23 protein-coding genes are annotated in these 24,741 nt (G+C 73.1%); 11 read left to right on the forward strand and 12 right to left on the reverse strand.

Features of this window, described 5'->3' with window-relative positions:
* Nucleotides 1-156: 156 nt before the first annotated feature.
* On the reverse strand, nt 157-1,014 hold the full coding sequence (locus ABT026_RS23360) for an alpha/beta fold hydrolase (RefSeq protein WP_351117026.1): 858 nt from the start codon (nt 1,012-1,014) through the stop codon (nt 157-159).
* A gap of 64 nt (nt 1,015-1,078) precedes the next feature.
* Here ABT026_RS23360 and ABT026_RS23365 point away from each other — a divergent pair, with 64 nt between their 5' ends.
* A complete protein-coding gene (locus tag ABT026_RS23365; RefSeq protein WP_351117028.1) occupies nt 1,079-1,696 on the forward strand; it encodes a TetR/AcrR family transcriptional regulator in 618 nt (205 codons plus the stop codon).
* Between the two features lie 306 nt (nt 1,697-2,002).
* On the opposite strand, the gene ABT026_RS23370 is transcribed toward ABT026_RS23365, so the two are convergent.
* Both ABT026_RS23370 and mca read right to left on the reverse strand, forming a co-directional pair.
* Complete coding sequence (locus ABT026_RS23370) at nt 2,003-2,260, reverse strand: hypothetical protein (protein WP_351117030.1); 258 nt, start codon at nt 2,258-2,260, stop codon at nt 2,003-2,005.
* Complete coding sequence (mca, locus tag ABT026_RS23375; RefSeq protein WP_351117032.1) at nt 2,253-3,134, reverse strand: mycothiol conjugate amidase Mca; 882 nt, start codon at nt 3,132-3,134, stop codon at nt 2,253-2,255. The genes ABT026_RS23370 and mca overlap by 8 nt, the downstream gene beginning before the upstream one ends.
* A gap of 166 nt (nt 3,135-3,300) precedes the next feature.
* Between mca and ABT026_RS23380 the strand changes: the two genes are divergently transcribed.
* Both ABT026_RS23380 and greA read left to right on the forward strand, forming a co-directional pair.
* The gene (locus tag ABT026_RS23380; protein WP_351117034.1) at nt 3,301-3,753 is read left to right on the forward strand and encodes a DUF4307 domain-containing protein; all 453 of its coding nucleotides are present in this window, start codon (nt 3,301-3,303) and stop codon (nt 3,751-3,753) included.
* 169 nt (nt 3,754-3,922) lie between these two features.
* The gene (gene greA, locus ABT026_RS23385) at nt 3,923-4,420 is read left to right on the forward strand and encodes a transcription elongation factor GreA (RefSeq protein ID WP_351117036.1); all 498 of its coding nucleotides are present in this window, start codon (nt 3,923-3,925) and stop codon (nt 4,418-4,420) included.
* A gap of 136 nt (nt 4,421-4,556) precedes the next feature.
* On the opposite strand, the gene ABT026_RS23390 is transcribed toward greA, so the two are convergent.
* Both ABT026_RS23390 and ABT026_RS23395 read right to left on the reverse strand, forming a co-directional pair.
* Entirely contained in the window at nt 4,557-5,423 is an 867-nt protein-coding gene (locus ABT026_RS23390; RefSeq protein ID WP_351117038.1) for an ABC transporter permease, read from the reverse strand.
* Nucleotides 5,420-6,388 carry an ATP-binding cassette domain-containing protein gene (locus tag ABT026_RS23395; RefSeq protein WP_351117039.1) on the reverse strand — a complete coding sequence of 323 codons (969 nt, stop codon included), beginning with the start codon at nt 6,386-6,388 and terminating at the stop codon, nt 5,420-5,422. Before ABT026_RS23395 ends, ABT026_RS23390 begins: the two co-directional genes overlap by 4 nt.
* Nucleotides 6,389-6,703: 315 nt before the next feature.
* Between ABT026_RS23395 and ABT026_RS23400 the strand changes: the two genes are divergently transcribed.
* On the forward strand, nt 6,704-7,864 hold the full coding sequence (locus ABT026_RS23400; RefSeq protein ID WP_351117041.1) for a cystathionine gamma-synthase: 1,161 nt from the start codon (nt 6,704-6,706) through the stop codon (nt 7,862-7,864).
* A gap of 284 nt (nt 7,865-8,148) precedes the next feature.
* On the opposite strand, the gene ABT026_RS23405 is transcribed toward ABT026_RS23400, so the two are convergent.
* Complete coding sequence (locus ABT026_RS23405; RefSeq protein WP_351117043.1) at nt 8,149-8,838, reverse strand: SigE family RNA polymerase sigma factor; 690 nt, start codon at nt 8,836-8,838, stop codon at nt 8,149-8,151.
* A 128-nt stretch (nt 8,839-8,966) separates the two neighbouring features.
* Nucleotides 8,967-9,515: a MarR family winged helix-turn-helix transcriptional regulator gene (locus ABT026_RS23410; RefSeq protein WP_351117045.1), complete on the reverse strand. Its 549-nt coding sequence runs from the start codon at nt 9,513-9,515 to the stop codon at nt 8,967-8,969.
* 175 nt (nt 9,516-9,690) lie between these two features.
* Between ABT026_RS23410 and ilvA the strand changes: the two genes are divergently transcribed.
* The 6 genes from ilvA to ABT026_RS23440 all read left to right on the forward strand — a co-directional run bounded on the left by ilvA (nt 9,691) and on the right by ABT026_RS23440 (nt 16,986).
* Nucleotides 9,691-10,920 carry a threonine ammonia-lyase gene (gene ilvA, locus ABT026_RS23415; RefSeq protein WP_351117046.1) on the forward strand — a complete coding sequence of 410 codons (1,230 nt, stop codon included), beginning with the start codon at nt 9,691-9,693 and terminating at the stop codon, nt 10,918-10,920.
* 94 nt (nt 10,921-11,014) lie between these two features.
* Nucleotides 11,015-12,139 (forward strand): hypothetical protein, encoded by a 1,125-nt coding sequence (locus tag ABT026_RS23420; RefSeq protein ID WP_351117048.1) that lies wholly within the window; start codon nt 11,015-11,017, stop codon nt 12,137-12,139.
* A gap of 231 nt (nt 12,140-12,370) precedes the next feature.
* Nucleotides 12,371-14,014 (forward strand): M48 family metalloprotease, encoded by a 1,644-nt coding sequence (locus ABT026_RS23425; protein WP_351117050.1) that lies wholly within the window; start codon nt 12,371-12,373, stop codon nt 14,012-14,014.
* Nucleotides 14,015-14,021: 7 nt separating this feature from the next.
* On the forward strand, nt 14,022-15,176 hold the full coding sequence (locus ABT026_RS23430; RefSeq protein WP_351117052.1) for a hypothetical protein: 1,155 nt from the start codon (nt 14,022-14,024) through the stop codon (nt 15,174-15,176).
* A 174-nt stretch (nt 15,177-15,350) separates the two neighbouring features.
* Entirely contained in the window at nt 15,351-16,034 is a 684-nt protein-coding gene (gene msrA / locus ABT026_RS23435; protein ID WP_351117054.1) for a peptide-methionine (S)-S-oxide reductase MsrA, read from the forward strand.
* A 145-nt stretch (nt 16,035-16,179) separates the two neighbouring features.
* A complete protein-coding gene (locus tag ABT026_RS23440; protein ID WP_351117056.1) occupies nt 16,180-16,986 on the forward strand; it encodes a hypothetical protein in 807 nt (268 codons plus the stop codon).
* Nucleotides 16,987-17,019: 33 nt separating this feature from the next.
* On the opposite strand, the gene ABT026_RS23445 is transcribed toward ABT026_RS23440, so the two are convergent.
* Nucleotides 17,020-18,069: a hypothetical protein gene (locus ABT026_RS23445; RefSeq protein ID WP_351117058.1), complete on the reverse strand. Its 1,050-nt coding sequence runs from the start codon at nt 18,067-18,069 to the stop codon at nt 17,020-17,022.
* Between the two features lie 246 nt (nt 18,070-18,315).
* Nucleotides 18,316-19,251: an NAD(P)-dependent oxidoreductase gene (locus ABT026_RS23450; RefSeq protein WP_351117060.1), complete on the reverse strand. Its 936-nt coding sequence runs from the start codon at nt 19,249-19,251 to the stop codon at nt 18,316-18,318.
* Nucleotides 19,252-19,491: 240 nt separating this feature from the next.
* On the opposite strand from ABT026_RS23450, the gene ABT026_RS23455 reads away from it, so the two are divergent.
* Nucleotides 19,492-20,985 carry a glycerophosphodiester phosphodiesterase family protein gene (locus ABT026_RS23455; RefSeq protein ID WP_351117062.1) on the forward strand — a complete coding sequence of 498 codons (1,494 nt, stop codon included), beginning with the start codon at nt 19,492-19,494 and terminating at the stop codon, nt 20,983-20,985.
* A gap of 76 nt (nt 20,986-21,061) precedes the next feature.
* On the opposite strand, the gene ABT026_RS23460 is transcribed toward ABT026_RS23455, so the two are convergent.
* The 3 genes from ABT026_RS23460 to ABT026_RS23470 form a co-directional block, all read right to left on the reverse strand.
* A complete protein-coding gene (locus ABT026_RS23460) occupies nt 21,062-22,102 on the reverse strand; it encodes an NAD(P)-dependent alcohol dehydrogenase (RefSeq protein ID WP_351117064.1) in 1,041 nt (346 codons plus the stop codon).
* Nucleotides 22,103-22,294: 192 nt separating this feature from the next.
* Complete coding sequence (locus ABT026_RS23465; protein WP_351117066.1) at nt 22,295-22,960, reverse strand: ABC transporter ATP-binding protein; 666 nt, start codon at nt 22,958-22,960, stop codon at nt 22,295-22,297.
* 92 nt (nt 22,961-23,052) lie between these two features.
* Entirely contained in the window at nt 23,053-24,540 is a 1,488-nt protein-coding gene (locus tag ABT026_RS23470) for an ABC transporter permease (RefSeq protein ID WP_351117068.1), read from the reverse strand.
* Between the last annotated feature and the right edge of the window lie 201 nt (nt 24,541-24,741).

Below are 24,741 nucleotides of genomic sequence, written 5' to 3' on the forward strand. Positions count from 1 at the left end.
CCGCCCCCGTGCGTCCCCCGAAGCCGCCCAGTGTTCCTCCCCCACCCCCCGGGGGGCCGAAACCGCCCCTTCTCCCCGAACAGCCCCTTCCCGGCCACGGGTTGGGGCGCCGGGGTTCGCTCCGGGCCCCGTGCGGGGCGGTCGGGCCGGGGCCGGTCAGCCGGCGGGGCGGACCGGTGAGGCTCCGGTCGCGACGAGGAAGCGGGTCATCTCCTCGGCGAGACGTTCGGGCTGGTCCTCGGGGACGAGGGTGGAGGAGTCGGCGATCTCGACCAGCCGTCCCTGGGGGTAGAGCTCGGCCAGCCGGGGTCCGTGCTCGCGCGGCATCAGCCGGTCCTCGGCCGCCCAGACGACCAGGACCGGGCGGTCGAAGTCGCGCAGCCGCCCGCTCCAGTCCAGCAGCGTCGCGCGGTCGGGCGCCCCGGTGGCGAACTTGGCGAAGTCCCGGCGAACGGCCCTGCTGCGGGTGGCCGGGCCGAACCAGTCGTCCATGACCTCGTCCGGGATCCCCCGCAGGCTCATCCCGCCGTACCCGCCCCGGGCACGGCGGACCGCGCGGACGCCCATGAGCCGGGTCAGGAGCCGGACGCCGCCGGGAATCCGGCACACGTGGGCCATCGCCCTGGCCGGTCCCGGGGGGAAGTTGTCGAAGGCCTCGCAGGCCACCAGCACCATGCGCGCGAGCCGCTCCGCACGCCCCTCGGACACCAGGAACTGGCCCCCGCCCCAGTCGTTCAGGACCAGGGTCACGTCCTCCAGGCCCAGGCGTTCGAGGAACTCGCCGAGGAGCAGGGCGACTCCGCGCTGGGTCAGGTCGGCGTCCCGCCTCATGGGCCGGCGGTGACCGCCGAGGGGCAGCGTGGGAAGGACGCAGCGGTATCCGTCCAGCAGCGGGACCACCTTGCGCCACTGGGTCTCGTTCATCGGCAGGCCGTGCCCGAAGACCAGCACCGGGCCTTCACCGCCGGTGTCCTGGTAGTCCACCGGTCCGGCCGACAGTTCGACACTCGGCATGGCAGCCTCCCCCACTTGATAGATTGTTCTACTGTCATCCTGCATGCGCGGAGAGTGGAGAGCAATGGGACGTCCCGACAGTGGCGGCATCCGCGACACGCGCGACACGCGCACCCGGATCAAAGGGGCGGCCGCGACGCTGTTCCGCCGCTTCGGCTACTCGGCCACCGGACTCAAGCGGATCGCTGCGGAGGCGCAGGCCCCGTTCGGCTCGATCTACCACTTCTTCCCCGGCGGCAAGCAGCAACTGGCCGAGGACATGATCCGCACGACCGGGCCGGAGTACGGCCGCATGGTGCTGGCCGTACTGGAGAGCGAGCCGGACCCTGCCGCCTCCCTCGTGCGCGCCTTCGAGGCAGCCGCGGACGACCTCGCGGCGGCCGACTACGCCGACGCGTGCCCGATCGGCACGCTCGCCCTGGAGGTCGCGAGCAGCGACGAGGTGCTGCGGGTCGCGACGGCGGACGTGTTCGGGGAGTGGGTGGACGGCGCGGCGGGGTGGTTCGGCCGCTGGGTGCCCGAGCCACGGGAGGCGAGGTCGCTCGCCACCTCGCTGGTCATGATGCTGGAGGGAGCCTTCATGCTCAGCCGGGCCGCCCGCGACCCGGAACCGCTGCGCGTCGCCGGCCGCGCGATGGCCGACCTGTTCCACGCGACGATCACCCGGACGGACCAGAACTGAGGCACCGCCCCGGCCACCCGTGATCGTCACGGGGACGCGAGGGGCACGCGGCACGGCCGGACGGACGTAGGGCGGCCCGAACCGGCGTCGGGACCGGGCAGCGGCAGGCAGCGTGCGGCCGGAGCCGGGCGGGCCCGGGGCCGGTCTCCCGCCCGGGCGTGCGCTGCGGATGCGGCGGTGCCCCCCGGCCCGGGGCGGGGGCAGGCCAACGCGACGGCCGCCCCGCCGCGCGGGGCGCGGAGGCGGGGCGGTCGGTGGCGCGTGGCCGCCGGTCCCGCCACGTCGGGCGGGACCGGCGGGCGGCGGCTACTTCTCGGCGGAGGGCGCCGAGGCGGTGGAGGCCGTCCCGGAGGCGGACGCGGCGCCGGAGGCGGCGGCCTCGTCCTCGCGGCCCACCATCTTCGCCCGCTCCATGTGCTTGTTCATGGACTTCATCAGTCCCCACACCGCCAACGCCATGACGGCGAAGACGATGAACCCCAGCACACCGGGCGTGACCTTGTTCTCGTCGAATTCCTCCGCGGCCAGAACCAGGAGGCTTGCGCTTGCGCTCATGTCAGCCATTCTCCCGGACCCCTGCGAAGAGGTCCGACTCGGGGATGGAGGTCTCCACCAACGACTTCGCGAGCTCGTAGTCCTCGGTGGGCCAGACCTCCCGCTGGAGGTCCAGCGGAATGCGGAACCAGCCGCCGTCGGGGTCGATCTGCGTGGCGTGCGCGATCAGCGCCCGGTCCCGCGTCTCGAAGAACTCCCCGCACGGCACGAACGTGGTGAGCGTGCGCTCCACCCGCTCGAACTCGTCCCACCGCTTGAGCCAGTCCCCGTAGGGGGACTCCAGCCCGCGCGACTCCATCGCCTCGTGCAGCGCGACCGTGCGCGGCCGGTTGAAGCCCTGGTTGTAGTACAGCTTCACCGGCTGGTAGGCGGCCCCGTACTCCGACTCCGGGTACTTCTCCAGGTCGCTCGCACCCTCGAAGGCCACCATCGTGATCTTGTGGGTCATGATGTGGTCGGGGTGCGGGTAGCCGCCGTTCTCGTCGTACGTGGTGACGACCTGCGGGCGGAAGGACCGGATCTGCCGCACCAGCTCACCGGCCGCCTTGTCGACGTCCTCCAGCGCGAAGCACCCGTCGGGAAGCGGCGGCAGCGGGTCGCCCTCCGGCAGGCCGGAGTCGACGAAACCGAGCCACGCCTGCTTGATCCCCAGGATCTCCCGCGCGGCGTCCATCTCCTTGCGGCGGACCTCGTGGATGTTCTCCTCGATGTACGGGTCGCCCTGGAGCTTCGGGTTCAGGATGGAACCGCGCTCACCACCGGTGCAGGTCACCACGAGGACGTCGACGCCCTCGGACACGTACATCGCCATGGTGGCGGCGCCCTTGCTCGACTCGTCGTCGGGGTGGGCGTGGACTGCCATCAGTCGCAGCTGCTCGGTCAAGGCTCAATCCTCAGAGATCGGTCGGCGCCCGGGCGGCGCACACGCGTGCGCGAGCGGTCCCCGGTGGGCGTGGGTACCATCCGCGCCTTCTATAGTGACGGAATCGGGGGACGATTGATTCCGGGGTCCGGACAGGACGCTCCGCCCCCGCCCGAGAGGACCGATCATGAGCACGGCGAATGCCCAGCAGTCCGAGGGCCGGCCCACCGGGCAGCCCACGGGCTCCCGGCCGCCCGCCGGCCGTTACGGCCGTGCCGCGGACGCGGAGGCGGACCGCCGCGCCGACCGCACGCTGAAGATCGTGGGCTCGGTCCTCGGGGCCGTGCTGATCGCCGTCGTCGCCTGGTTCGGCTTCTACCACGTCGGCGGCAGCGAGATCAGCGGTCAGATGATCACCTTCAAGACCGCCGAGGACTCCGTCCGGGTCGAGCTGGAGGTCTTCAAGGACGAGGGCGTCACCGGTTACTGCACGGTCCGCTCCCAGGCGGAGACCGGCGCCGAGGTCGGCCGCGCCGACTTCCGGTTCGACGAGGACTCCACCCGCGTCCACAAGACGGTCACCCTGCGCACCACCAGCCGCGGCACCACCGCCGAGCTGCTGGGCTGCCACACCGGCTGAGCTGCCGGACCGCCGCACCGGCCGGGCGGCCGCGGACCGCCGGCCGCCTGGCATTTCTTCTCCCACTTTCGCGGCGCGATTGTTAGGCTCGTGGTTTCGCCCACCCATGAGGGACCATTCTTCTGGGTAGGGCGTTGCTTTGTATTTCCAGTACGGACGAGGAGCACCTGTGACCCAGACCAGCGAGAACGTCACCTGGCTCACCCAGGAGGCGTACAACAAGCTCAAGGACGAGCTTGCGTACCTTACTGGTCCTGCGCGCACCGAAATCGCCGCCAAGATCGCGGCCGCGCGCGAAGAGGGCGATCTGCGGGAGAACGGCGGCTACCACGCCGCCAAGGAGGAGCAGGGCAAGCAGGAGCTCCGGGTGCGGCAACTCCAGCAGCTGCTGGAGTCGGCGCAGGTCGGCGAGGCACCGGCCGCCGACGGCGAGGTCGCTCCGGGCATGCTCGTCACGGTCGCCTTCGACGGCGACGAGGACGACACCCTGACCTTCCTGCTCGCCTCCCGGGAGTACGCCAGCGAGGACATCGAGACGTACTCCCCGCAGTCCCCGCTCGGCCGCGGCGTGATCGGCCACTCGATCGGTGAGGACGCGGAGTACGAGCTGCCCAACGGCAAGAAGGCCTCCGTGCGCATCCTGAAGGCCGAGCCCTACAAGGGCTGAGCCGCCGCAGGCGTGCCGCGCGGTCCCCGCGCAGGACACGGAACCGGAACGAGGAGGACCCCCGGGCGCCGAGCCCGGGGGTCCTCGCGTGTCTCCCGCCGTGTGCCGCCGCCTCCCGCCGTGCGTCGCGGACGCGTCAGACGGTGGCGGACCGGTACTTGCGCACGGACAGCGTCCGGAAGAGCACGATGATCGCCACCGAGTAGATCAGCGACGCCCACACCGGGTGCTGCATCGGCCACGCGTCCGAGGTGGACTGCCCCGGGTTGGCCCACAGCACACGGCACGCCTGCACGATCGCGCTGAACGGGTTCCATTCGGCGATGTGCCGCAGCCAGGGCGTCATGTTGGCCGGGTCGACGAACGCGTTGGAGATGAAGGTGACGGGGAAGAGCCAGATCAGCCCGCCGTTGGTGGCCGCCTCCGGGCTGCGCACCGAGAGGCCGATCAGCGCGCCGATCCAGGTGAACGCGTAGCCGCAGAGCAGCAGCAGCCCGAACCCGGCGGCCACCCGGAGCGGGTCGGTGTCGCCGTTCGTCCCGACCCGCCAGCCCAGCAGCAGGGCGACCGCGGCAAGGATCATCACGGTCAGCGCGGTCTGCACCAGGTCGGCCAGCGTCCGCCCGGTGAGCACCGCCCCGCGGGCCATCGGCAGGGCGCGGAACCGGTCGATCAGCCCCTTGTGCATGTCCTCGGCGATGCCCGCGCCCGCGCCGGCGGTCGAGAAGGTGACGGTCTGCGCGAAGATGCCGGCCATCAGGAAGTTCTTGTAGGCCTCGGAGCTCGTCGAGCCGCCGACCTTCAGGGATCCGCCGAACACGTAGGTGAACAGCACCACGAACATGACCGGCTGGATGAGCCCGAAGAGCACGATCTCGGGAATCCTGGTCATCCGGATCAGGTTGCGCTGCGCCACGATCACGGAGTCACGCCACGACTGCCGCACCCGCCCGCCGCGGCTCGTGACGGGCCGGCGTCCCTCGGTCCCGGTGACGGCGCTCATCCGTTTGCCTCCTCGGTCCCGGCCGCCTCGGCCATGTGGCCGGTCAGCGAGAGGAACACGTCGTCCAGCGTCGGGCGCCGCAGCCCGACGTCGTCCATCTCGATGCCCCGCGCGTCGAGCTCGCGGATCACCTCGGCCAGCAGCTTGGGGCCGCCGCTCACCGGGACGGTCAGCTTGCGGGTGTGGTCCTCGACGGCGAGTTCGCCCACCCCGTACCCGGTCAGCACCGTGGCGGCCTCCGGCATCAGCTCCCGGGCGCGGACGATGACCTCGATGCGTTCCCCGCCGGTGCGGGACTTCAGCTCGTCGGAGGTGCCGCGGGCGATCACCTTGCCGTGGTCGACCACCGCGATGTCGTGGGCGAGGTGGTCCGCCTCCTCCAGGTACTGGGTGGTCAGCAGCAACGTCGTGCCGCCGGAGACCAGGTCCTTGATCACGTCCCACAGCTGGAGCCGGTTACGCGGGTCCAGGCCGGTGGTCGGCTCGTCCATGAACATCACCGGCGGCCGCACCACCAGCGCCGCGGCCAGGTCCAGGCGGCGGCGCATACCGCCGGAGTAGTTCTTGGTGATCCGGTCGGCGGCGTCGGTGAGGTGGAACTGCTCCAGCAGTTCGTTCGCCCGGACCTTCGCCGCGCGGCGGCCCATCTGGTAGAGCCGGCCCACCATCACCAGGTTCTCCCGCCCGGTGAGGTACTCGTCCACGGCGGCGAACTGACCCGACAGCCCGATGTTGTGCCGCACCGCGTCGGGGTCCTTCAGCACGTCGATCCCGGCGACGACGGCGTGCCCGGCGTCCGGGCGCAACAGCGTCGTCAGGCACCGCACGGCGGTCGTCTTCCCCGCGCCGTTGGGGCCGAGCAGCCCCAGCACGGTCCCCTCGGGAACGTCCAGATCGACGCCGTCCAGCGCCCGCACGTCCCCGAAGGTCTTGACCAGCCCTTCCGCCCGAATGGCCCCCGGCATACCGCCTCCGGCCCCGCTCGACGACAGTCGTCCGCCTCCGAGCCTAGGTTCGCCTGCCCTCCGCCGCGCGCCGGACTGGGCGGCACGGGTGGGCTCCCCCGCCGCGGGTTCGCCGCCCGCCCCGCCGCGGGTTCGCCGCCCGCCGCGGCGCGCACGGCGGCGGGCGCGGTGGCGGGCGGGGGTGGCACGCACAGTGGCGGGCGGGCACCGTCCGTCGGTCCCACAAGGCCCCGCACTTCCCCGTACCGCCCCACACGGCCCACACGCCGTCACCGCGACGAGGTCCTCGCCCGCGACCCGTTACGCTCGGTGCACATGAGTGACACCCACTTCAGCGAGCACTTCGAGACGCTGGCGATCCACGCGGGCAACACCGCCGATCCCCTGACCGGCGCCGTCGTTCCCCCCATCTACCAGGTCTCCACGTACAAGCAGGACGGCGTCGGCGGCCTGCGCGGCGGTTACGAGTACAGCCGCAGCGCCAACCCCACCCGCAGCGCCCTGGAGGAGAACCTCGCCGCGCTCGAGGGCGGCCGCCGGGGTCTCGCCTTCGCCTCCGGCCTCGCCGCCGAGGACTGCCTGCTGCGCACGCTGCTCGCGCCGGGCGACCACGTGGTCATCCCCAACGACGCCTACGGCGGCACGTTCCGCCTGTTCGCGAAGGTCGTCTCCCGCTGGGGCGTGGAGTGGTCGGTCGCCGACAGCAGCGACCCGGAGGCGCTGCGCGCCGCGATGACCCCGAAGACCAAGGCCGTCTGGGTGGAGACCCCCTCCAACCCGCTCCTGGGCATCACCGACATCGCCGCCGCCGCGCAGATCGCCCACGCCGGCGGGGCCCGTCTGGTCGTCGACAACACCTTCGCCACGCCGTACCTCCAGCAGCCGCTGGCGCTCGGCGCGGACGTGGTGGTGCACTCCCTCACCAAGTACATGGGCGGCCACTCCGACGTGGTCGGCGGCGCGCTGATCACCGCCGACCAGGAGCTGGGCGAGGAGCTGGCCTACCACCAGAACGCCATGGGCGCGGTGTCCGGCCCGTTCGACTCCTGGCTGGTGCTGCGCGGCACGAAGACGCTGGCGGTCCGCATGGACCGTCACTCGGAGAACGCGGCGAAGGTCGTCGACATGCTGAGCCGTCACCCCAAGGTGACGAAGGTCCTGTACCCGGGCCTGCCGGAGCACCCGGGACACGAGGTCGCCGCCAAGCAGATGCGGGCGTTCGGCGGCATGGTGTCCTTCCAGGTCGCCGGCGGCGAGGAGGCCGCCGTGGCGGTCTGCGACCGCGCCAAGGTCTTCACCCTGGGCGAGTCCCTGGGCGGTGTGGAGTCCCTGATCGAGCACCCGGGCCGCATGACCCACGCCTCCGCCGCGGGCTCCGCCCTCGAGGTCCCCGCGGACCTCGTGCGCCTGTCCGTCGGCATCGAGAACGCCGAAGACCTCGTCGAGGACCTCCGCCAGGCCTTGGACCAGGCCTAGGCCTAGGGTCAGCCATCCCGCGGACGCCCCTCACTTCTGCGGGCACTTCTGCGGGCAGTCGTGCCGCCGGCGCGGCACGGGTGGGCGCAGGCCTCACGTGCGCACGCGCGGCTCTCACCGCGGCGGTTCGGTCTCCGGGGAGGGGACGGATCGGGGGAAGTCCACCGGGCCCGTCTCCCTTCCCGGGGGCGGGCCCGCCCGGCTCCGGGGAAGTCTCGGGCACAGGGAAGTCTCGGGCCCGGTGAACAGCCCGCCGCCCGGGCGGAACCCCGCGCCACCACCCCCTAGCCCCAGCCGCCCTCCCCCAGGGCCACAGCGATCAGCACGCCGACTCCGAGCAGCACCCCCACCACTCCCACCCCCCGCACCACCCACACGCGCCCTCGCACCCGCCGCCCCTCCGTGACGGCCCGCTCCGGCACCCCCACCGGCACCGCGGGCAACCGCACCGCCCCCAGCGCGCGCCGCGCCGCTGCCTCGCACTGCGGTCCCGCCCCCGCCGCGAACCCCCTGGTCGCACGCGTCGTCAGGGCATCGACCCGACCGGCCGTGATCCCCAGCAGCACCCCCGCGCGCTCCGCGTCGATCCCCTCGTGGAGCCGCAGCACCAGCACCATCCGGACGAGCGGCCGCAGCTGGACCAACGGCCCGAGGTCACCACCGGGACCGGGCGAAACGCCGCCGCCCCGCCCGCGCCGCCCCTCCCGCACACCTCGCCGGAAGCGGATCCGCCGCAGACACCCCCGCGTGAGCTCGACCCGAGCGAGGTCGTACGGGTCCTCCCCGTCGATCCGCCCCCACCGGGCATAGGTCCGCGCCAGCGCCTCCACCAGCAGCCGCCGCGCCAACGGGCAGTCCCGTGGATCCTCGGCGGTGAACAGCAAGGCCGTGCGCAGCAGCCGTCCCCCGGACGCCGCGGCGAAGGCCCGGAACTCCTCCTCGCCCCACTCCTCGCCGACTCCGAGAGCCGTCACACCCGCCCCCTCCTCCGGTCACCCACCCGTCAGGAACCGCCCCCGCGATGTGGCGGCCTCAGGAACCTTCGGACCTTCGGAACCTTTGGGACTTTCGGGATCTTCGGGACCGGCCGGACCCGTCGGGCTCAGGAGCCGGAAGGCTCCGCCGCCCCCCGCACGCCCCCGGCACCGCCCGCCTGCCCCGCCATCCGTTCCGACAGCGCGTCGTTCATCCGCGTCAGCAGCCCGCAGAAGGAGTCCCGCTCCTCCTCCGACCAGTCCTCGGTCAGCTCCGCCATCAACTGCCGGCGGGACGCACGGACCTCCTCCAGCCGCCCGCGCCCGCGGGGCGACAGGTCGAGCACGACGGCACGGCCGTCCTCGGGGTGCGAGGTCCGCCGGACCAGGCCGGCCTCGACCAGGGGCGCCACCTGACGGGTGACCGTGGAGGAGTCGATGCCCATCCCGGCGGCCAGCGCCTTGACCCCCATCGGGCCTTCCTGTTCGAGGCGGTGGAGAAGCAGGTACGCCGCACGGTCCATCGAGTCGCGCAGCCGTCCGACTGCCCCCAGCCGGGTCTGCTCGGCGCGGCGCGCGAACAGGGCCATCTGATACTGGAGCGACTCGAGGAGACCGTCGTCGTCGGTGGTCGTCACGTCCGTCGACTCCGTCGAGATGTCGGGTGCAGTGGGCATGGCCGGAAGCTCACTTCGATCTGGGCCGGTAATGGGGGACAGGCTACGCGGACTCGCACCGGTGCGTAATGAGCCTGTGGAAAACCCGCCCCCGGAGCGTCAGGCCTTGGGCACGACCGGCCGCGGTTTTCCACAGGGCAGGTGGCGCGCGAGTTCTCCCTGCGAGACTGGCCCCATGAATCACCGCACATCCGCGGCTCCGTCTCCCGTCACCCTCGACGACGTCCGCGGCGCCCAGAAGATGCTCTCCGGCATCGCGCGGGTCACCGGCCTGGAGGGCAGCAGGTACCTGTCCCGGCTGGTGGGCTCCCCGGTGCTCCTGAAGTGCGAGAACCTTCAGCGCACCGGGTCGTTCAAGCTGCGCGGCGCCTACATCCGGATCGCCGGCCTGCTCCCTGAGGAGCGCGCGGCCGGCGTGGTGGCCGCCAGCGCGGGCAACCACGCGCAGGGCGTCGCCCTGGCCGCCTCGCTGCTCGGCGTGAAGGCGACGGTCTTCATGCCGAAGGGCGCCCCGCTGCCGAAGATCAGCGCGACCAGGGAGTACGGCGCGGAGGTCATACTCCACGGCCAGGTGGTCGACGAGACCATGGCCGCGGCGATCGCGCACGCCGAGGAGACCGGCGCGGTCTTCATCCACCCCTTCGACCACCCCGACGTGATCACGGGGCAGGGCACGGTCGGGCTGGAGATCCTCGAGCAGTGTCCCGAGGTCCGCACGATCGTGGTCGGCGTCGGCGGCGGAGGGCTGGCCGCCGGCATAGCGGTCGCGGTGAAGTCGCTGCGCCCGGACGTCAGGATCGTGGGCGTGCAGGCCGAGGGCGCGGCCGCCTACCCGCCCTCGCTCGCGGCGGGTCATCCGGTGGCGGTGCCCCGGCCGGTGACGATGGCCGACGGCATCAAGGTGGGCCGGCCGGGTGAGGTGCCGTTCGCCCTGGTCAGCGAGCTGGTCGACGAGGTGCGCACGGTCGGCGAGGACCAGCTGTCGGCGGCGCTGCTGCACTGTCTGGAGCGCGCCAAGCTGGTGGTGGAGCCGGCCGGCGCGAGCCCGGTCGCCGCCCTGCTCGCCGACCCGAGGTCGTTCCGGGGCCCGGTGGTGGCGGTCCTCTCCGGGGGCAACGTGGACCCGGTGCTGCTCCAGGGCGTCCTACGGCACGGCATGACGGTGCAGGGCCGCTACTTCGCGGTCCGCGTCCGCCTCGACGACCGCCCGGGCTCCCTCGCCACCCTCCTGTCGGTCCTCTCCGAGATGGACGCCAACGTCCTCGACGTCAGCCACCGCCGCACGGCCCCGCGCCTGGGGCCCACCGAGGCGGAGGTGGAGGTCCATCTGGAGACCAAGGGCCCGGAGCACTGCGCCGAGGTGCACCGGGCGCTGCGCGCCGCGGGCTACGCCATAGCGGACTGACCCGGCCGAAGGCGGGTGCGGCTGCCCGGCGTGGAGGCCGTGCAGGTCACCCCCACATTGGCCCCACCCCCACCCCGTCTGGTTCGCTGGTGGCATGGAATTCATCTGGGTGCTCTTCGCCGTCGCCCTCCTCGGCTTCGTCGTCGCGTCGATCTACCGCCGCAGGAGCGCCGGAGGCATCGCCCTGGCGCGCCCCGGCGACCCCGACGCGGCCGACCCGGCGGCGTACGGGTTCCTGCGCCAGGAGGACCTGGACGTCCGGCTGCCGGGCCCGGACCAGGACCTGACCGACGTCCTGGACCTGGTGCAGCGCACCCAGGACTACCGGGCCGCGGCCCAGCTGCTGGCCGGTACCGAGAACGAGGGCGAGGCGCGCTGGCAGCGCGTGCAGTCCTTCGCCGGGGCTGCCTCGCTGGAGCTCGCCCGCAAGCCGGCCGGCGACCCGTCGCAGACGCCCGGCGGCCAGTGGCTGCGCGTGTGGCGCACCGAGCAGCCCAAGGACGCGGGCGGCGCGGCCGTGCACGCGGAGTTCCTGGTCCAGCAGGCCTGGCGCACGTCCACGCCCGGCAGCGACGAGTTCCGGATCATCATGGAGGAGGCCAAGGAGGCGTGCGGCCGGGCCGCGCTGCTCGCCCCCGGCGACCCCGTCCCGTACCTCACCGAGCTGTCGGTGGCCCGCGGACTGGGCTACTCCCGTGAGGAGTTCGAGCAGCTCTGGCTCAAGGTCCTGGACCGGGCCCCGCACCACATGGGCGCCCACCTGGCCGCGCTGCACTACTGGTGCGAGAAGTGGTACGGCTCCCGTGAACTGGCCTACTCCTTCGCCGAGTCGGCGGCCGCCCGGGCCCCGGAGGGCTCGCTCCTCTCCGCGCTCCCGCTGTTCGCCGTCTTCGAGCACCTTCAGGACCTGACCCTGGTGGCCAACCTGTACGAGAGCGAGGTCGTCACCAAGGCGATGCACGGCGCGCTGTACGCGGCCGGCCGGGCCCGGCCCGACGACGCGGTCCTCCCCCACGTGCGTCACCTGCTGATCTGGTTCCTGGTCAACGGCTCCCGCTGGTCGGAGGCGATGGGTCAGCTGATCCACGTCGACGGGCACGTGGGCGCGCTGCCCTGGACGCTCAGCCAGGACCCGGCCGCCGAGTACGCCGTCTACCGCGCCCTCGCCGTGGCCGGCTTCGAGGCCAACGGCGGCAACCCGGCGTCGCTCCTGCGCTGACCGCGCGTCACCGCCCGGGGCTCTCCGCGGGCGGGGACTCCTCACGGCCGTCACCACCGCCCACCGCCGCCCCGAACACCTTTGCGGTTCGGGGCGGCGGTGCGTCATAATCCGCATCCCCCACACGGCCCCGGCCGCGCCTTGTCATGCCCGTTTCCAGCCGCTTTCCCCGTAATACCCAGCCGTCATTCCTCCCCGTTGCCCTCTTCCAGTGATGTGTAGGGAAGCTCCATGAGTTCCACGTTGCGGGCCGTCCGCGCCCTGATCCTGCTCGCGGGATTCCAGTTGCTCAGCCTGGTCCTGCTCGGTGTCCTGGCGGCCGTCGACTGGGCCGCGATCCACGCCCCGACCAGCGTCACCGGCAAGGTCTGGCTGGTCTCGGTCGTGCTCGCGATCCCCGTGGTCCGGGGCATGTTCATGCTCCGCCTGCCGGACATCGAGGAGCCCCCGGGCGTCCCGCTCACCGAGGAGGCCGAGCCCCGCCTGTGGGCCATGGTCCGCGAACTGGCCGAGGCCGCCGGGACCCGCGCCCCGGACACCATCATCCTGACCGCCGAGGTCAACGCGTCCGTGATGGAGCGCCCCCGGTTCGGCGGCCTGCTCCCCGGCCGCCGCAGCCTCCACCTCGGTCTGCCGCTGCTCACCGGCCTGAGCGAGGCCCAGTTCCGCTCGGTCCTCGCCCACGAGTACGGCCACTACGTCGGCGGTGACACCCGCCTCGGCCCGATCGTGGCCCGCGGCCGCCTGCAGATCCGGCGCACCATCGCCCACTTCCATGAGAAGGCCGACAAGAAGGTCGCGCGGGAGCGCGCCCAGCAGGAGAAGAAGTCCGCCCGCCGGGTCGCCAAGGGCAAGGAGGCGAAGGAGGTCGACACCACGGGAGCCGGCGCCACCTACCGGGCCATGGCGAAGATCTACACCTGGTACGGCAAGTTCTTCCTGCGCGCCTCGCAGTCCACCGCCCGCGCCGAGGAGTTCGCCGCGGACCGCTCCGCCGCCCGCCTGGCCGGCCGTGACGCCACAGCCTCGGCCCTGCGCGAGATCCCGGTCCTGTCCTCGGCCTACGACTTCTACCTCGAGTCGTACGCCACCCTGGGCCTGGACGCCCGCACCATGCCCCCGCGCGGCGCCTTCTTCGGCGGTTTCAACGACCTGCTGACCGCCCGTGAGCTGCAGCTCGCCGACATGCGCGCCGAGCTCCCCGTGCAGCAGCTCTCCCCCTACGACTCCCACCCGCCGATCGGCGAGCGGGTGCGCGCCGTCGAGGCCCTGCCGGACGACGGCCGCGCCGACGACGGCCGCGGCTCCGCCCTCGGCCTGCTCGCCGACCCGCGCGCCCTGGCCACCGCCCTGGAGCCGGCCGTCCTCGCCGAGGAACTGCTCGGCTTCCGCCGCGCCGAGGACTGGCCGGAACTCCTGCGTTCCGGCATGACCGCCCGCCTCGGCGAGCTCGACACCCCTCTGCACCGGGCCCTCGCCGTGTACACCAAGTCGGCGCCGACGCTGCCCGCCCTCCTCCAGGTGATCGACGAGGGCCACCTCTGGCAGCTCGCCCGCCGCCTCCCCCTCTCCGAGGAGGCGTCCGCCGCGCAGGGCCGCGCCTTCCGCGAGTTCGTCCGCCCCTCGCTCGAAGGTCTCGTGCGCACCTGGGTGATCTCCGAGCTGAGCAAGCAGGGCCTGCTGGACTGGGAGTTCTCCTGGTCCGAGTCGGCCACCGTGGTCCTCCCCGGCGGCGACCCGGAGGCCGCGGGCGAGGCGCTCGACGCCGCCGTCACGGCCGCGGTCGCCGACCGCCCGGACACCGCCCCGCTGCGCGCCCTGCTCCCGCCGACGCCCTCCGAGACGGGCACCGACACCGACATCGAAAGCGTGTGACTTCCTGATGACCGCACTGCTCTGGGTCCTCGGGATCCTCGCCCTGCCCGTGGTCGCGTTCGGCCTCTACATCGCCTTCGTCTTCGTCAAGACGTTCATCAAGCACGACCCCGACGCCCCCGACGAGAACGCGGGGGCCGAGGCGGCCGCGAAGCTCGGACTGCTCCCCCTCTCCCGGCTCGACCTGGACCGGCCCGGCGTCGCGGACCCCGCCGCCGAGGCCGTCCTGCAGGCCGTCCGGCGCGGTGACTGGGAGGCCGGCGCCCGGTTCCTGGCCGAGGCCGGCCGGGACTGGGAGGAACGCGGCCGCCGGGTCAGCATCCTCGGCCATGAGGCCGCCAAGGAGGACGCCTGGCTGCTGGCCTGGCGTGCGGCGCGCCCCGGCGACGCGGACGCCGCGCTGGTCAACGCGGACTCGATGATCTACCTGGCCTGGGACGTCCGGGGCAGCCTCCAGGCCAAGAACACCACCCGTGAGCAGTTCGACAGCTTCCACCGGATCCTCGCCCAGGCGCGGGAGGCCTGCGCGGAGGCCCAGGCGCTGGGCGGGGACGACCCCAACCCGTACGTCGTGGAGATGCCGCTGGCGATGGGCCTCGGCTACTCCCACAAGGACTTCGACGAGCTGTGGGACCAGGCCATGGCGCGCGCCCCGCACCACCTCGGCGCGCACCAGTCCGCCCTCCAGTACTGGTGCGCCAAGTGGCGCGGTTCGCACGAGCTGGCCCTCTCCTTCGCCCGCGAGGCCGCGGCCAAGGGCACTCCGGGCCAGCTGCTGACGCTGGTCCTGCTGGAGGCGCACTTCGAGTTCGAGTTCGCCCACAGCGACCTCGACGAGGACGAGTACTACAAGCGCCCCGAGCTGATGAAGGCCGTCGACGCCGCGCTCCTCGACCTCGCCGCCGCCGCTGCCGAGGCCGGCGACCCCAAGGCCCGGCGCCTGCTGCCGATGCGGCACATGCTCGCGTACATGCTGTACTGGCAGGACCGGTACGAGGCCGCCATGGAGCAGTTCACGCTGATCGACGGCCACATCGGCACCAGCCCGTGGACCTACCTGGCCGGCAAGCCGCGCTTCGCCGAGCGGTACATCGCGATCCGCGACTTCACGGCCCAGCGCGTCCTGGAGGCGGCCGAGGCCCGCACGGCGACGACCGCCTGACCCGGCCGTCCGCGGCTCCCGCCCACCCGGCCCCGCCCCCTTTCCCAAGGGGACGGGGCCGCTGCCGTTTCCGGGGCGGAGCCGAGGAATCACCGGCCCGCCCCGCGCGTTGTACGAGCGCACCCTCCGGCGGCCCCAGGCCCGCCGGTCCCCACCCGACCCGGGAGGACCCCCATGCTCTTCGGCCGTACGACGCCCGTGATGGTCACCGCCGACCAGGCCCTGCCCGGCCGCGCCGCGCCGGTCCTCACGCCGGAGGCCGCCGGGGCCCACACCGTCCTCGGCACGCCGCTCTTCGGCCACCCCGAGGGCATGGCCGTGGCCGACTTCGCCCTCGGCTGTTTCTGGGGCGCCGAGCGCAAGTTCTGGCAGCTTCCGGCCGGGGTGTGGACCACCCTCGTCGGCTACCAGGGCGGCTTCACCGAGAACCCCACGTACGAGGAGGTCTGCTCGGGCCTCACCGGCCACACCGAGACCGTCCGCGTGGTCTACGACCCGGACGTCCTCTCCTACGAGGCCCTCCTCAAGACGTTCTGGGAGTCCCACGACCCCACTCAGGGCTACCGCCAGGGCAACGACGTCGGCACCCAGTACCGCTCCGCCGTCTTCACCCACACCCCCGAGCAGGCGGCGACCGCCGAGGCCTCCCGCGCGGCCTACCAGCAGGTCCTCGCCGAGGCCGGCTACGGCTCCGTCACCACCGAGATCGAGCCCGCCGCCGCCCACCCCTTCTACCCGGCCGAGCTCTACCACCAGCAGTACCTCTCCGACGCCAAGAACCCGAACGGTTACTGCGGCATCGGCGGCACGGGCCTCTCCTGCCCGGTGGGCGTGGCAGCGGCCCCGGACGCGAGCTGAGCAACGCGGTCCCTGGTTCGCCCCACCCCGTCGAGCGGTGGGGCGAAGGGACCGCCCGCCGGCTCCTCATGGGCGGCGGCGGATCACGACAGCACCCGAGCAAAAGCGATGGCGCAGGCAACCTTCCGACGGTGAGACTGCACCGGTGATCACCCCGCCGCCCGACCCGTCCCTCATGCCGGTGCGGGACCCCCGCTCCCTTGACCTTGCTCTCGACTACGCGGGCATGCACGCCTTGGTCGCCGACCTGGTTCTGCCGCGCGGCGCTTCGATGTACGTCATGAGCGCGATGGAAACCTGCCGCGAACTCCTCCGGCACTCCTACTACCGCTACGAGTTCGCCACCGTCGCGGTCACGCATTCCCTGTTCGCCCTGGAGCACGTCCTCGCCGAGCGCCTGGCCACGGACGGACCACTCCACGACCTCATCGAGCAGGCCACCGACACAGGGCTCGTCACGGCCGAACTCGCCGCCGAACTTCACCGTGTCCGGCTGCTCCGCGACAAGCTCACGCGGGGCGCCGTGTCCAGCGCAGCCCTCCGCCCGCTCGGGGCCGTGGCACTGCTGCGTGCCGTCTTCGACGCCGTCTCTCTGCTTCTCCCTCCGCCGTCCGCTGCCGGGACGGTGGCCCCTGTCGACGGAACACAGCCCGAGGACGGTCTCGCCACACTGTGGGAGGACCATCGGCGCGCTCTGTTCCCCGACGGGTTCCGCGGCGTGGACATCGACGGAGTGGATCTGGTCCTCCTGGACTCCGACGTCGCAGGCCTTGTGCATACGGAACTGAACGGCGGACTCGACGACGACGGCGTCGCGTTCCTCCGGCACCGCATCACCGACCTCGACAGGGTCGTCCCCCTGGTGCACGAGGAGTACTGCGCCTTCTACTTCACGAGGCTACGGACGATGGCCCAGGTCGCCGCGGCGCCCCACATCCCCACCGCGACCTGACCGCCGTGTGGAACGGACGGACCCCGCGACGCCTCAGCGCCGACTGCGACGCCCCTCGAGGTACTCCCGCAGACGGGGCGTGCGGACGGCGGGGAGGCGGATCAGGGTGGCGCGGAAGGCACCGGGGTGCCCCGTCAGCGCGTGCCAGGGGAGCGGCGGAAGGGGGTAGTCGTCGCGCAGGACGCCCGGGGGGAGGACGCCGGTCGCGGGGAGCGGCGAGGTCTCGCCCGGGAGGGCGAGGTACGCCCACACCCCGCTGTCCAGCGGCACCACCGCCCCGGCGTCGTCGGGCTCACGCCACGGTTCGCCCGTGAGGGGGTGCCGGGGGACGAGGAGGACGTCGGGACGCGGCCGCGGCGTGCCGACCCCTGGGCCGGCCAGGCCGACCGAGCGGGGATCGGGACCCGTGGGGAGGTGGCGGCCGACGGCGTGGCCGAGCAGTTCGGTGACGGGGCCGGCGGGGAGGGTCACCGGGCGGGCCCCGGTGACCGCCACGAGGTGGGCGAGCGCGACCCCGACCGCCGCGTCCCAGCGGCGGCTCCACGACCCGTCCGTCTCCACGGGCGGAAGGCGGTGCTCGGGGCGCAACAGGTCGTCCCATCCGGGAGTCCGTGCGGCCGGGCCCGGCGCGGGGCGGCGGACGACCGCGTCGGGCTCCAGCCACACCGTCTGCCACATCCCGCAGTCGTCCTCACGGGTCGCCACGGCCCGCCCGCACCCCTCGCACGCCAGGTTGGGGCCGGCCCGGCCGTCCACGCCCCGGCAGTAGCCCTCGCACTTCTCGGGGATCAACCGCATGCTCCGGGAGTCGCCGGGAGCGATGACGATCCTGTTCGGCGCGCCGAAGGAGAGCGAGTACACGGGCGCGTACACGCCCCGACGGGCGGCCTCGTCCTCCCCCACGTCCTCCCACCGCCGCCAGGGCGGCCCGGAGGGGCGGGGGTCGACGGCGTACGTCGCGGGGTCCATCAGCGGGGGATGCAGTTCCTCCCACCCGCCGTGGCCGGTGTGCACCGGGAGAGCGACCCGGGACACCGGCGCCGTCAGTTCCGCGCCGCACCCGGCGCACATGAACACGTCCAACCGAGCTCCCCCTTGCCCCGAACCCTCTTGCACGGGTTCTTGCCCCGGCCGGATTGTGCCCCGCCCTCGACCTGGGCTCCAGTGGATTTCGTCCCCGCCCCACACCGGCATCTGCGGCCACCCCACCCTGGTGCGGGTGAGCCCTGAATGTGTCGCTGGAGCAGCACATTCACGGCTCACCCGCTGGGGACGACTGCCGGGGCCCCGGCAGCAGGGCGGCTCCGGGCGCGGAAGGGCGGGGGTGCGTCAGTAGCCGCGGCCCGTGGGGACGGCCAGGGCTGGGGGCTGCCCCGCCTCCAGGGAGCGCCAGGCGGAGAGGAGGTCGGTGACGACGTCCTCGTCCGTGGTGGGGCCCGAGGTGTGGGAGGTGACGGTGGTGCGGGGCAGGCGCCAGGCGGGGTGGTCGGGGCCGGCGGGCTCGTCGGGGAGGACGTCGAGGACGGCGGAGCGGACGGCGTCCGCGTGCAGCGCCGCCTCCAGTGCCGCCAGGTCGACCGTCGCGCCCCGGCCGATGTTCAGGAACGTCGCGCCGCGCATCGCGCCGAGGCGGCGCGGGCCGAAGAAGTCGCGGGTGGCGGGGGTGAGGGGGAGGACGTCGACGACCCAGCGGGCGTCGGGGAGGAGGGCGTCGGCGTCGGGCACGGCCGCGCGGCCCGCCTCGACCACGCGGATGCCCGCGCCGCGCAGGTAGTCGGCGACGCGGGTGCCGATGCGGCCCGCGCCGTAGACGAGGGCCAGTTGGCCGGCGGCGAGTTCGGTGTCGCGGCGGCCCCAGTCGGCGCGGTCGTGGGCGGCGAGGAAGTCGGGGACGCGCTGGCACTCGGCCAGGACCCAGCCGAGGACGTACTGGGCCATGCGGTCGCCCATCCGTCCGACCGTGCGGGTCAGGAGGACGTCGGCCGGCCAGGCGTCCTGGTCCTCGCCGCCGCGCAGCAGCGCGTCCACGCCGGCGTTGACGCTGTGGAACCAGACCACGCGCTCACCGCCCTCGGTGAAGGCGGGCCGCCGGGAGCCGACCCGGACCACCGGGGCGCCGTCGGGGGCGGGGCCGCTGAGTACGGGGCGGCCCAGGGCCTCCGCGAGGGCGGCCCGCAACGGGGCGGAGACCTCGTCCCCGGCGACCACCACCGCCCGGTCCAGTTCCCGCGCGACGTCCGTCGCCGCCGCCGTCTGCCGTTCCACGCTCACGCTCATCCCGTGCCTCTCACGTCACCTGCGCCCACCGTGCGCCCGCCCCGGGTCACCCCGACGCATCCCCAAGCGGCGAGACCCGGCCGCAGAACCCGCGGGAGCACCTCACGCACCCCCGGGGTCTCCGGTGTCACGCCCGTGGAATCCCGGCGTCCGCCCGCCATCCGACCGTCCACGGACCGTCACTTCGCGGTACCGGCGCGTTACCCGCCGCTCCCTAGCGTCGTGAACATGACCAGGGAAACCAGGGACACGCGAAGCCGGACCTTCAGGCCCACGACCGTACCGACCGTACTGGCGATCAGCGTCGCGTTCACCGCGGGGGCGTCCGCCCCGTCGGCGGTGGCCATGCCCGACGTCCCGGCGGCACCGACACCCATCCGTGCGACCGCCGCCGCCCCCGGCACCACGGTGGTCCGTCAATCCTTCGGCGGCACCGCCCTGCCCTCCGGCTGGAAGGCCGTCAGCGGCGCCTGGAAGGTGCGCAACGGCCGTCTCGTCGGCGACGGCGGCACCCGCGCCCGGATCACCTTCGGCACCCAGCTCATCGACTACCGTTTCGAGGCCACCGCCCGGTTCGAGTCGGTGGACGACACCTCCCGCTGGTTCGCGCTCGGCCTCGACCTGCCGTCGAGCGGGGCCACCCCGTGGTGGATCGCCACCCTGCGCTCCCGCTCCACCGCCGCCAACGGCGTGGAGTTCGCCCAGCGGACGACGGCCGGCACCTGGAACGTCACCGACACCGCCGCCGCTCCCGCCGCGGCCGGCACCGGCAAGGACGTGCGGGTGCGGGTGGACGTCCACGGCATGAAGGCGACCTGGTACCTCGACGGGCGGAAGGTGCTGAGCACGAACGAGCTGCGGCGTTCCGCGAACGGCCGTCAGGCGCTGCTGGTGGACGGCGCGACCGTCGCGTTCGACGACGTGAGAGTCACCGCCCTGCCCTCGCTCAACCCCTACCTGCGCGGCCCGGGCGAGCCCGCGCTGGCGGTGGCGCACCGGGGGGCGTCGGCCGCCGCGCCGGAGAACACGCTGGCGGCGCAGGAGCTGGCGCGCCGGGCGGGCGCGGACCTCATCGAGACGGACGCGCAGATCAGCGAGGACGGCGTCCCGTACGTCATGCACGACAGCACGGTGGACCGCACCACGAACGGGACCGGGGACCTCACCACGCTCACCTCCGCGCAGTTGGACAAGCTGGACGCCGGGTCGTGGTTCTCCTCGGCGTACAAGGGCGAGCACGTGCCGACCCTGCGGGCACAGGGCGCGGACCTGAAGGCACGGGGCGGGAAGCTTCTCCTGGAGATCAAGCGGGCCTCGTCCAAGGACCAGGTGGCCCGGATGTTCGACGCGCTCCGGGCGGCCGGGGTCCTCTCGCCGGACCGGGTCTTCGTGCAGAGCTTCAGCAAGCAGCACCTGAAGTGGGCGCGTGAACTGGCCCCCACGCTGCCCCGCGGCTACCTGACGTCCACGCTGGACGCCGACCCGGTGGCGGTCGCCCGCGACCTGGGCCTCACCGCGTACAACCCGAAGGCGTCGGCGCTGACCGCCAGGCCGTCCGTGGTGGGCGACCTGCACCGGTCGGGCGTCGCCACGATGGCGTGGACGGTGGACGAGCCCGCGCAGTGGAAGACGCTGGACGCCCTGGGGGTGGACGCCGTCATCACCAACCGTTCGGCGGAGCTGATCGCCTGGCAGCAGACGCAGCAGACACAGCAGGGCTGAGCCGCAGGGGAGGAGCACGGGGAAGGGCCCCGGCGTCGCCCGCCGGGGCCCTTCCTCACTGCGCGGAGACGTTCCGTCAGATCGTGGCGGTGTCGATGACGAAGCGGTAGCGCACGTCGGAGGCGACGACGCGCTCGTAGGCCTCGTTGATCCGGTCGGCGGAGATCAGCTCGATCTCCGCGCCCAGCCCGTGCTCGGCGCAGAAGTCCAGCATCTCCTGGGTCTCGGCGATGCCGCCGATCATGGAGCCGGCCAGGTTCTTGTTGCCGCCGATGAGGGCGAAGAGCTGGAGCGAGATCGGGTTCTCGGGGGCGCCGACGTTGACCAGGGTGCCACCGGTCTTCAGCAGACCCAGGTAGGCGTTGAAGTCGACGTTGGCGGAGACCGTGGAGACGATCAGGTCGAACTCGCCGCGCAGCTCCTCGAAGGTGCGGGGGTCGGCCGTCGCGTAGTAGTGGTCGGCGCCCAGCTTGAGGCCGTCCTCCTTCTTGCGCAGCGACTGCGACAGCACGGTCACCTCGGCGCCCATGGCGTGGGCGATCTTGACGGCCATGTGGCCGAGGCCGCCCAGGCCGACCACGGCGACCTTCTTGCCGGGGCCCGCGCCCCAGTTCTTCAGCGGGGAGTACGTGGTGATGCCGGCGCACAGCAGCGGGGCGGCGACATCGAGGGAGAGGCCCTCGGGGATGCGGACGGTGTAGTTCTCGTCGACGACGATGTGGGTGGAGTAACCGCCCTGGGTGATCTCGCCGTCGCGGCCACGGGAGCCGTAGGTGCCGACGTTGCCCTTCAGGCAGTGCTGCTCGATGCCGTTGAGACAGTTCTCGCACTCACGGCAGGAGTCCACCATGCAGCCGACGCCGACGCGGTCGCCGACCTTGAAGCGGGTCACGCCGGGGCCGACCTCGGTGACCACACCGGCGATCTCGTGGCCGGGGGTCAGCGGGAAGTGGGCCTTGCCCCACTCCTCGCGGACGGTGTGGATGTCGGAGTGGCAGATACCGGCGTACTTGATGTCGATCAGGACGTCGTGCTCGCCGACCTCCCTGCGCTCGACGGTGGTGCGCTCCAGCGGAGCCTTGGCGGCGGGGGCGGCGTAGGCGGCGACAGAAGTCATGCCGGGTGGTTCTCCGGTTTCCTCGGGTGCTGGGTGGCTCGCGCGCTTGATCGGCGCGCACGGACGTCCGTGCGCGTGGCGCGAACGTCCTTCAGAGACAACTGCCCCGTGACCCGGTTCATTCCGCATGGCGGATCGGAGGGAACCAGGACACGGGGCAGCAGGGAGTCACCCACAGCGCGCGCCTCCGCCTCAGTTCGCGACGCGGCCCTTGCGGAGGGTCACCACGCGGGGGGACCGCTGGGCCAGGTGGGAGTCGTGGGTGACCATGACGAAGGTCAGTCCGTGCTCCTTCCACTGGGTCTCGAGCACGGCCATGATCTCGTCCCGGGTGGACTCGTCCAGGTTGCCCGTCGGCTCGTCGGCGAGCAGCACCTTGGGCTGCTTGACCAGGGCGCGCGCGATGGCCACCCGCTGCTGCTGGCCGCCCGAGAGCTCGCTCGGCACGTGCCCGAGCCGCTCCCCCAGCCCCACCGAGGCGAGGGCCTCGGCGGCCCGCTCGCGCCGTTCCCTGCGCTGCACGCCGAGCGGCACCAAGGCCGTCTCGACGTTCTCCTGCGCGGTGAGGGTCGGGATGAGGTTGAAGCCCTGGAAGACGAAGCCGATCTTCTCGCTGCGGATCCGGGTCAGCCGCGCCTCGGAGAGCTTGGCGAGGTCCACGCCGTCCAGCACGACGCTGCCGGCGGTGGGGCGGTCGAGGCCGCCGAGCATCTGGAGGAGGGTCGACTTGCCGCCGCCCGTGGGGCCCTGGATGACCAGGCGGTCGCCGTCGGCGATGGTGAGGTCGATGCCGGCCAGCGCGTCCACGACCCCCTTGCCGCGGGTGTAGCGGCGGGTGACGCCGGTGAGTTCGTACATGGTGTCGTTGCTCCTGCTGAAAAGGCGGAAGGAAGGGCGGGGAGGGGCGGAGAGGGGCGTACCGGGTGCGGGAGGGTCGGGCGGGGCACCCGTCAGGCGACGCGGGAGAGGGCGTCGGCGGGGCGCAGCCGGGAGGCACGCCACCCTCCGAAGGCGCCCGCGACCAGGCCGCCCGCGACGGCCAGACCGACCGCCAGCGCGATCACGGAAAGGTTCACGGGAGCGGTGAGGGCCACGTCGAGCGACCGGGAGGCCGCCTGCCGCATGCCGCCGCCGGGGCCGCCGCCCATGCCGCCGCCGGGACCGCCCGCACCGCCCGCGCCGGAGCCGGTGGAGCCGCCCAGCTGCGCGGTCAGCGAGGGCCCGAAGGCGGTGACGGCCCACGCGCCGGCAAGGCCGAGCGCGATGCCCAGCGCGCCGCCGAGGAGGCCGGTCACCACGGCCTCGCCGACCACCTGGCCGGTGACGCGGCGCGAGCGCCAGCCCAGTGCCTTGAGGGTGCCGAACTCGCGGACCCGGCGGGCGACGGCGGAGGAGGTCAGCAGGCCGGCCACCAGGAACGCGGCGGCGAGGACCACGACGGACAGCCACCGGCCGACCGTGACGGCCAGCCCGGAGGCGGTGGACAGGGACCCGGAGACCGTGTCGGCGAGGTCCTCGGAGGTGGTCACGGTGGCGTCCGGCACGGCCTCGAGCACCGCGCTCTTCACCGTGTCCAGCTGCTGCGCGTCGTCCGCCCGGACGTAGACGGTGGTGATCTTGTTCTTGGCGTCGGCCAGCGTCTGCGCCTGGGCGAGCGGGATGTAGACGTCGGCGGCGGCGTCGCCGCTGGAGGCGGTGGCCACGCCCACGACGGTGAACTTCGTGCCGCCGACGGTCACCTTGTCGCCGGTCCCGATCTCCTTCTCCTTGGCGTAGGCGCTGTCCACCACGGCCGTCCTCGCCGAGGTTTCGGACTCCTCGAAGCCGCGACCGGAGGTGATCTCGGAGGAGGTCAGCGGGCCGAGGCCGGGCTGGGTGACGTCGGTGCCGTACACGCTGAAGCTGTCGATGGAGAAGTCGGCGCCGCCGCCCTCCACGGAGCCGCCGGGACCGCCGCCGGCGGCCGGACGGCCGCCACCGCCCTGGTCCTGCTTGAACTCGCCGCGGGTGAACCGGCCGTCTACCTTCATCACGTCGAGGCTGAGCCCGCCCACCGCCTCGGCCACCCCGTCGGTCTTCGCGACCTTCGCGGCGGTGGAGGCGGACAGGGTCTGGAAGCCCTGGACCATCACACGGTCGCTGCTCTGCCGGTCGCCGCTGTCGTCGCCGTCCTCACCGGGCTTGGCGTCGAACCTGAACCTGGGCCGGCCGCCGTTGTCGTCCCCGTCGCCGGAGGGCGCCTCGGGGGCCTTGGTGACGGTCATGTCGGTGCCCAGCCCGTAGAGGGACTGAAGGACCTGGTCCTGTGCCCTGCCCATGCCGGAGGACACGGCGTTGACGACGATGACGAGCGCGATGCCGAGCGCCAGACCGGAGGCGACGACCAGCGACGCCTTTCTGCGGCGGCGCAGTTCGCGGCGGAGATAGGTGAGGAACATGCGCGGGACGCTAGAGGGGCGGGCTGGTAGACCCCCGTGGGTTGTGTGAGAAAACCCCGAGAACGCGAGGGCCGAGAGCTCCGGGAACGCGAGGCCGAGAGCTCCGGGAACGCGGGAGTCCCGGAAACGGCGGAGGCGCCCGGTGACGCGTGCGTCGTGCACGCGTCACCGGGCGCCTCCGGCACCGCCTCGGGGGGCGGC

This window comes from Streptomyces sp. NPDC002734 (genome assembly GCF_040295685.1).
In the GTDB taxonomy this organism is placed as follows: Bacteria; Actinomycetota; Actinomycetes; order Streptomycetales; family Streptomycetaceae; genus Streptomyces.

What these genes read in the sequence shown, in the direction of transcription:
- ABT026_RS23360 (WP_351117026.1), bottom strand. Translation starts at nt 1,014, where the DNA reads ATGCCGAGTGTCGAACTGTCGGCCGGACCGGTGGACTACCAGGACACC.
- ABT026_RS23395 (WP_351117039.1), bottom strand. Translation starts at nt 6,388, where the DNA reads ATGCCGGGGGCCATTCGGGCGGAAGGGCTGGTCAAGACCTTCGGGGAC.
- ABT026_RS23455 (WP_351117062.1), top strand. Translation starts at nt 19,492, where the DNA reads ATGACCAGGGAAACCAGGGACACGCGAAGCCGGACCTTCAGGCCCACG.
- ABT026_RS23370 (WP_351117030.1), bottom strand. Translation starts at nt 2,260, where the DNA reads ATGGCTGACATGAGCGCAAGCGCAAGCCTCCTGGTTCTGGCCGCGGAG.
- ABT026_RS23460 (WP_351117064.1), bottom strand. Translation starts at nt 22,102, where the DNA reads ATGACTTCTGTCGCCGCCTACGCCGCCCCCGCCGCCAAGGCTCCGCTG.
- ABT026_RS23400 (WP_351117041.1), top strand. Translation starts at nt 6,704, where the DNA reads ATGAGTGACACCCACTTCAGCGAGCACTTCGAGACGCTGGCGATCCAC.
- ABT026_RS23425 (WP_351117050.1), top strand. Translation starts at nt 12,371, where the DNA reads ATGAGTTCCACGTTGCGGGCCGTCCGCGCCCTGATCCTGCTCGCGGGA.
- ABT026_RS23410 (WP_351117045.1), bottom strand. Translation starts at nt 9,515, where the DNA reads ATGCCCACTGCACCCGACATCTCGACGGAGTCGACGGACGTGACGACC.
- ABT026_RS23420 (WP_351117048.1), top strand. Translation starts at nt 11,015, where the DNA reads ATGGAATTCATCTGGGTGCTCTTCGCCGTCGCCCTCCTCGGCTTCGTC.
- ABT026_RS23470 (WP_351117068.1), bottom strand. Translation starts at nt 24,540, where the DNA reads ATGTTCCTCACCTATCTCCGCCGCGAACTGCGCCGCCGCAGAAAGGCG.
- msrA (WP_351117054.1), top strand. Translation starts at nt 15,351, where the DNA reads ATGCTCTTCGGCCGTACGACGCCCGTGATGGTCACCGCCGACCAGGCC.
- ABT026_RS23380 (WP_351117034.1), top strand. Translation starts at nt 3,301, where the DNA reads ATGAGCACGGCGAATGCCCAGCAGTCCGAGGGCCGGCCCACCGGGCAG.
- ilvA (WP_351117046.1), top strand. Translation starts at nt 9,691, where the DNA reads ATGAATCACCGCACATCCGCGGCTCCGTCTCCCGTCACCCTCGACGAC.
- ABT026_RS23390 (WP_351117038.1), bottom strand. Translation starts at nt 5,423, where the DNA reads ATGAGCGCCGTCACCGGGACCGAGGGACGCCGGCCCGTCACGAGCCGC.
- ABT026_RS23430 (WP_351117052.1), top strand. Translation starts at nt 14,022, where the DNA reads ATGACCGCACTGCTCTGGGTCCTCGGGATCCTCGCCCTGCCCGTGGTC.
- ABT026_RS23365 (WP_351117028.1), top strand. Translation starts at nt 1,079, where the DNA reads ATGGGACGTCCCGACAGTGGCGGCATCCGCGACACGCGCGACACGCGC.
- ABT026_RS23465 (WP_351117066.1), bottom strand. Translation starts at nt 22,960, where the DNA reads ATGTACGAACTCACCGGCGTCACCCGCCGCTACACCCGCGGCAAGGGG.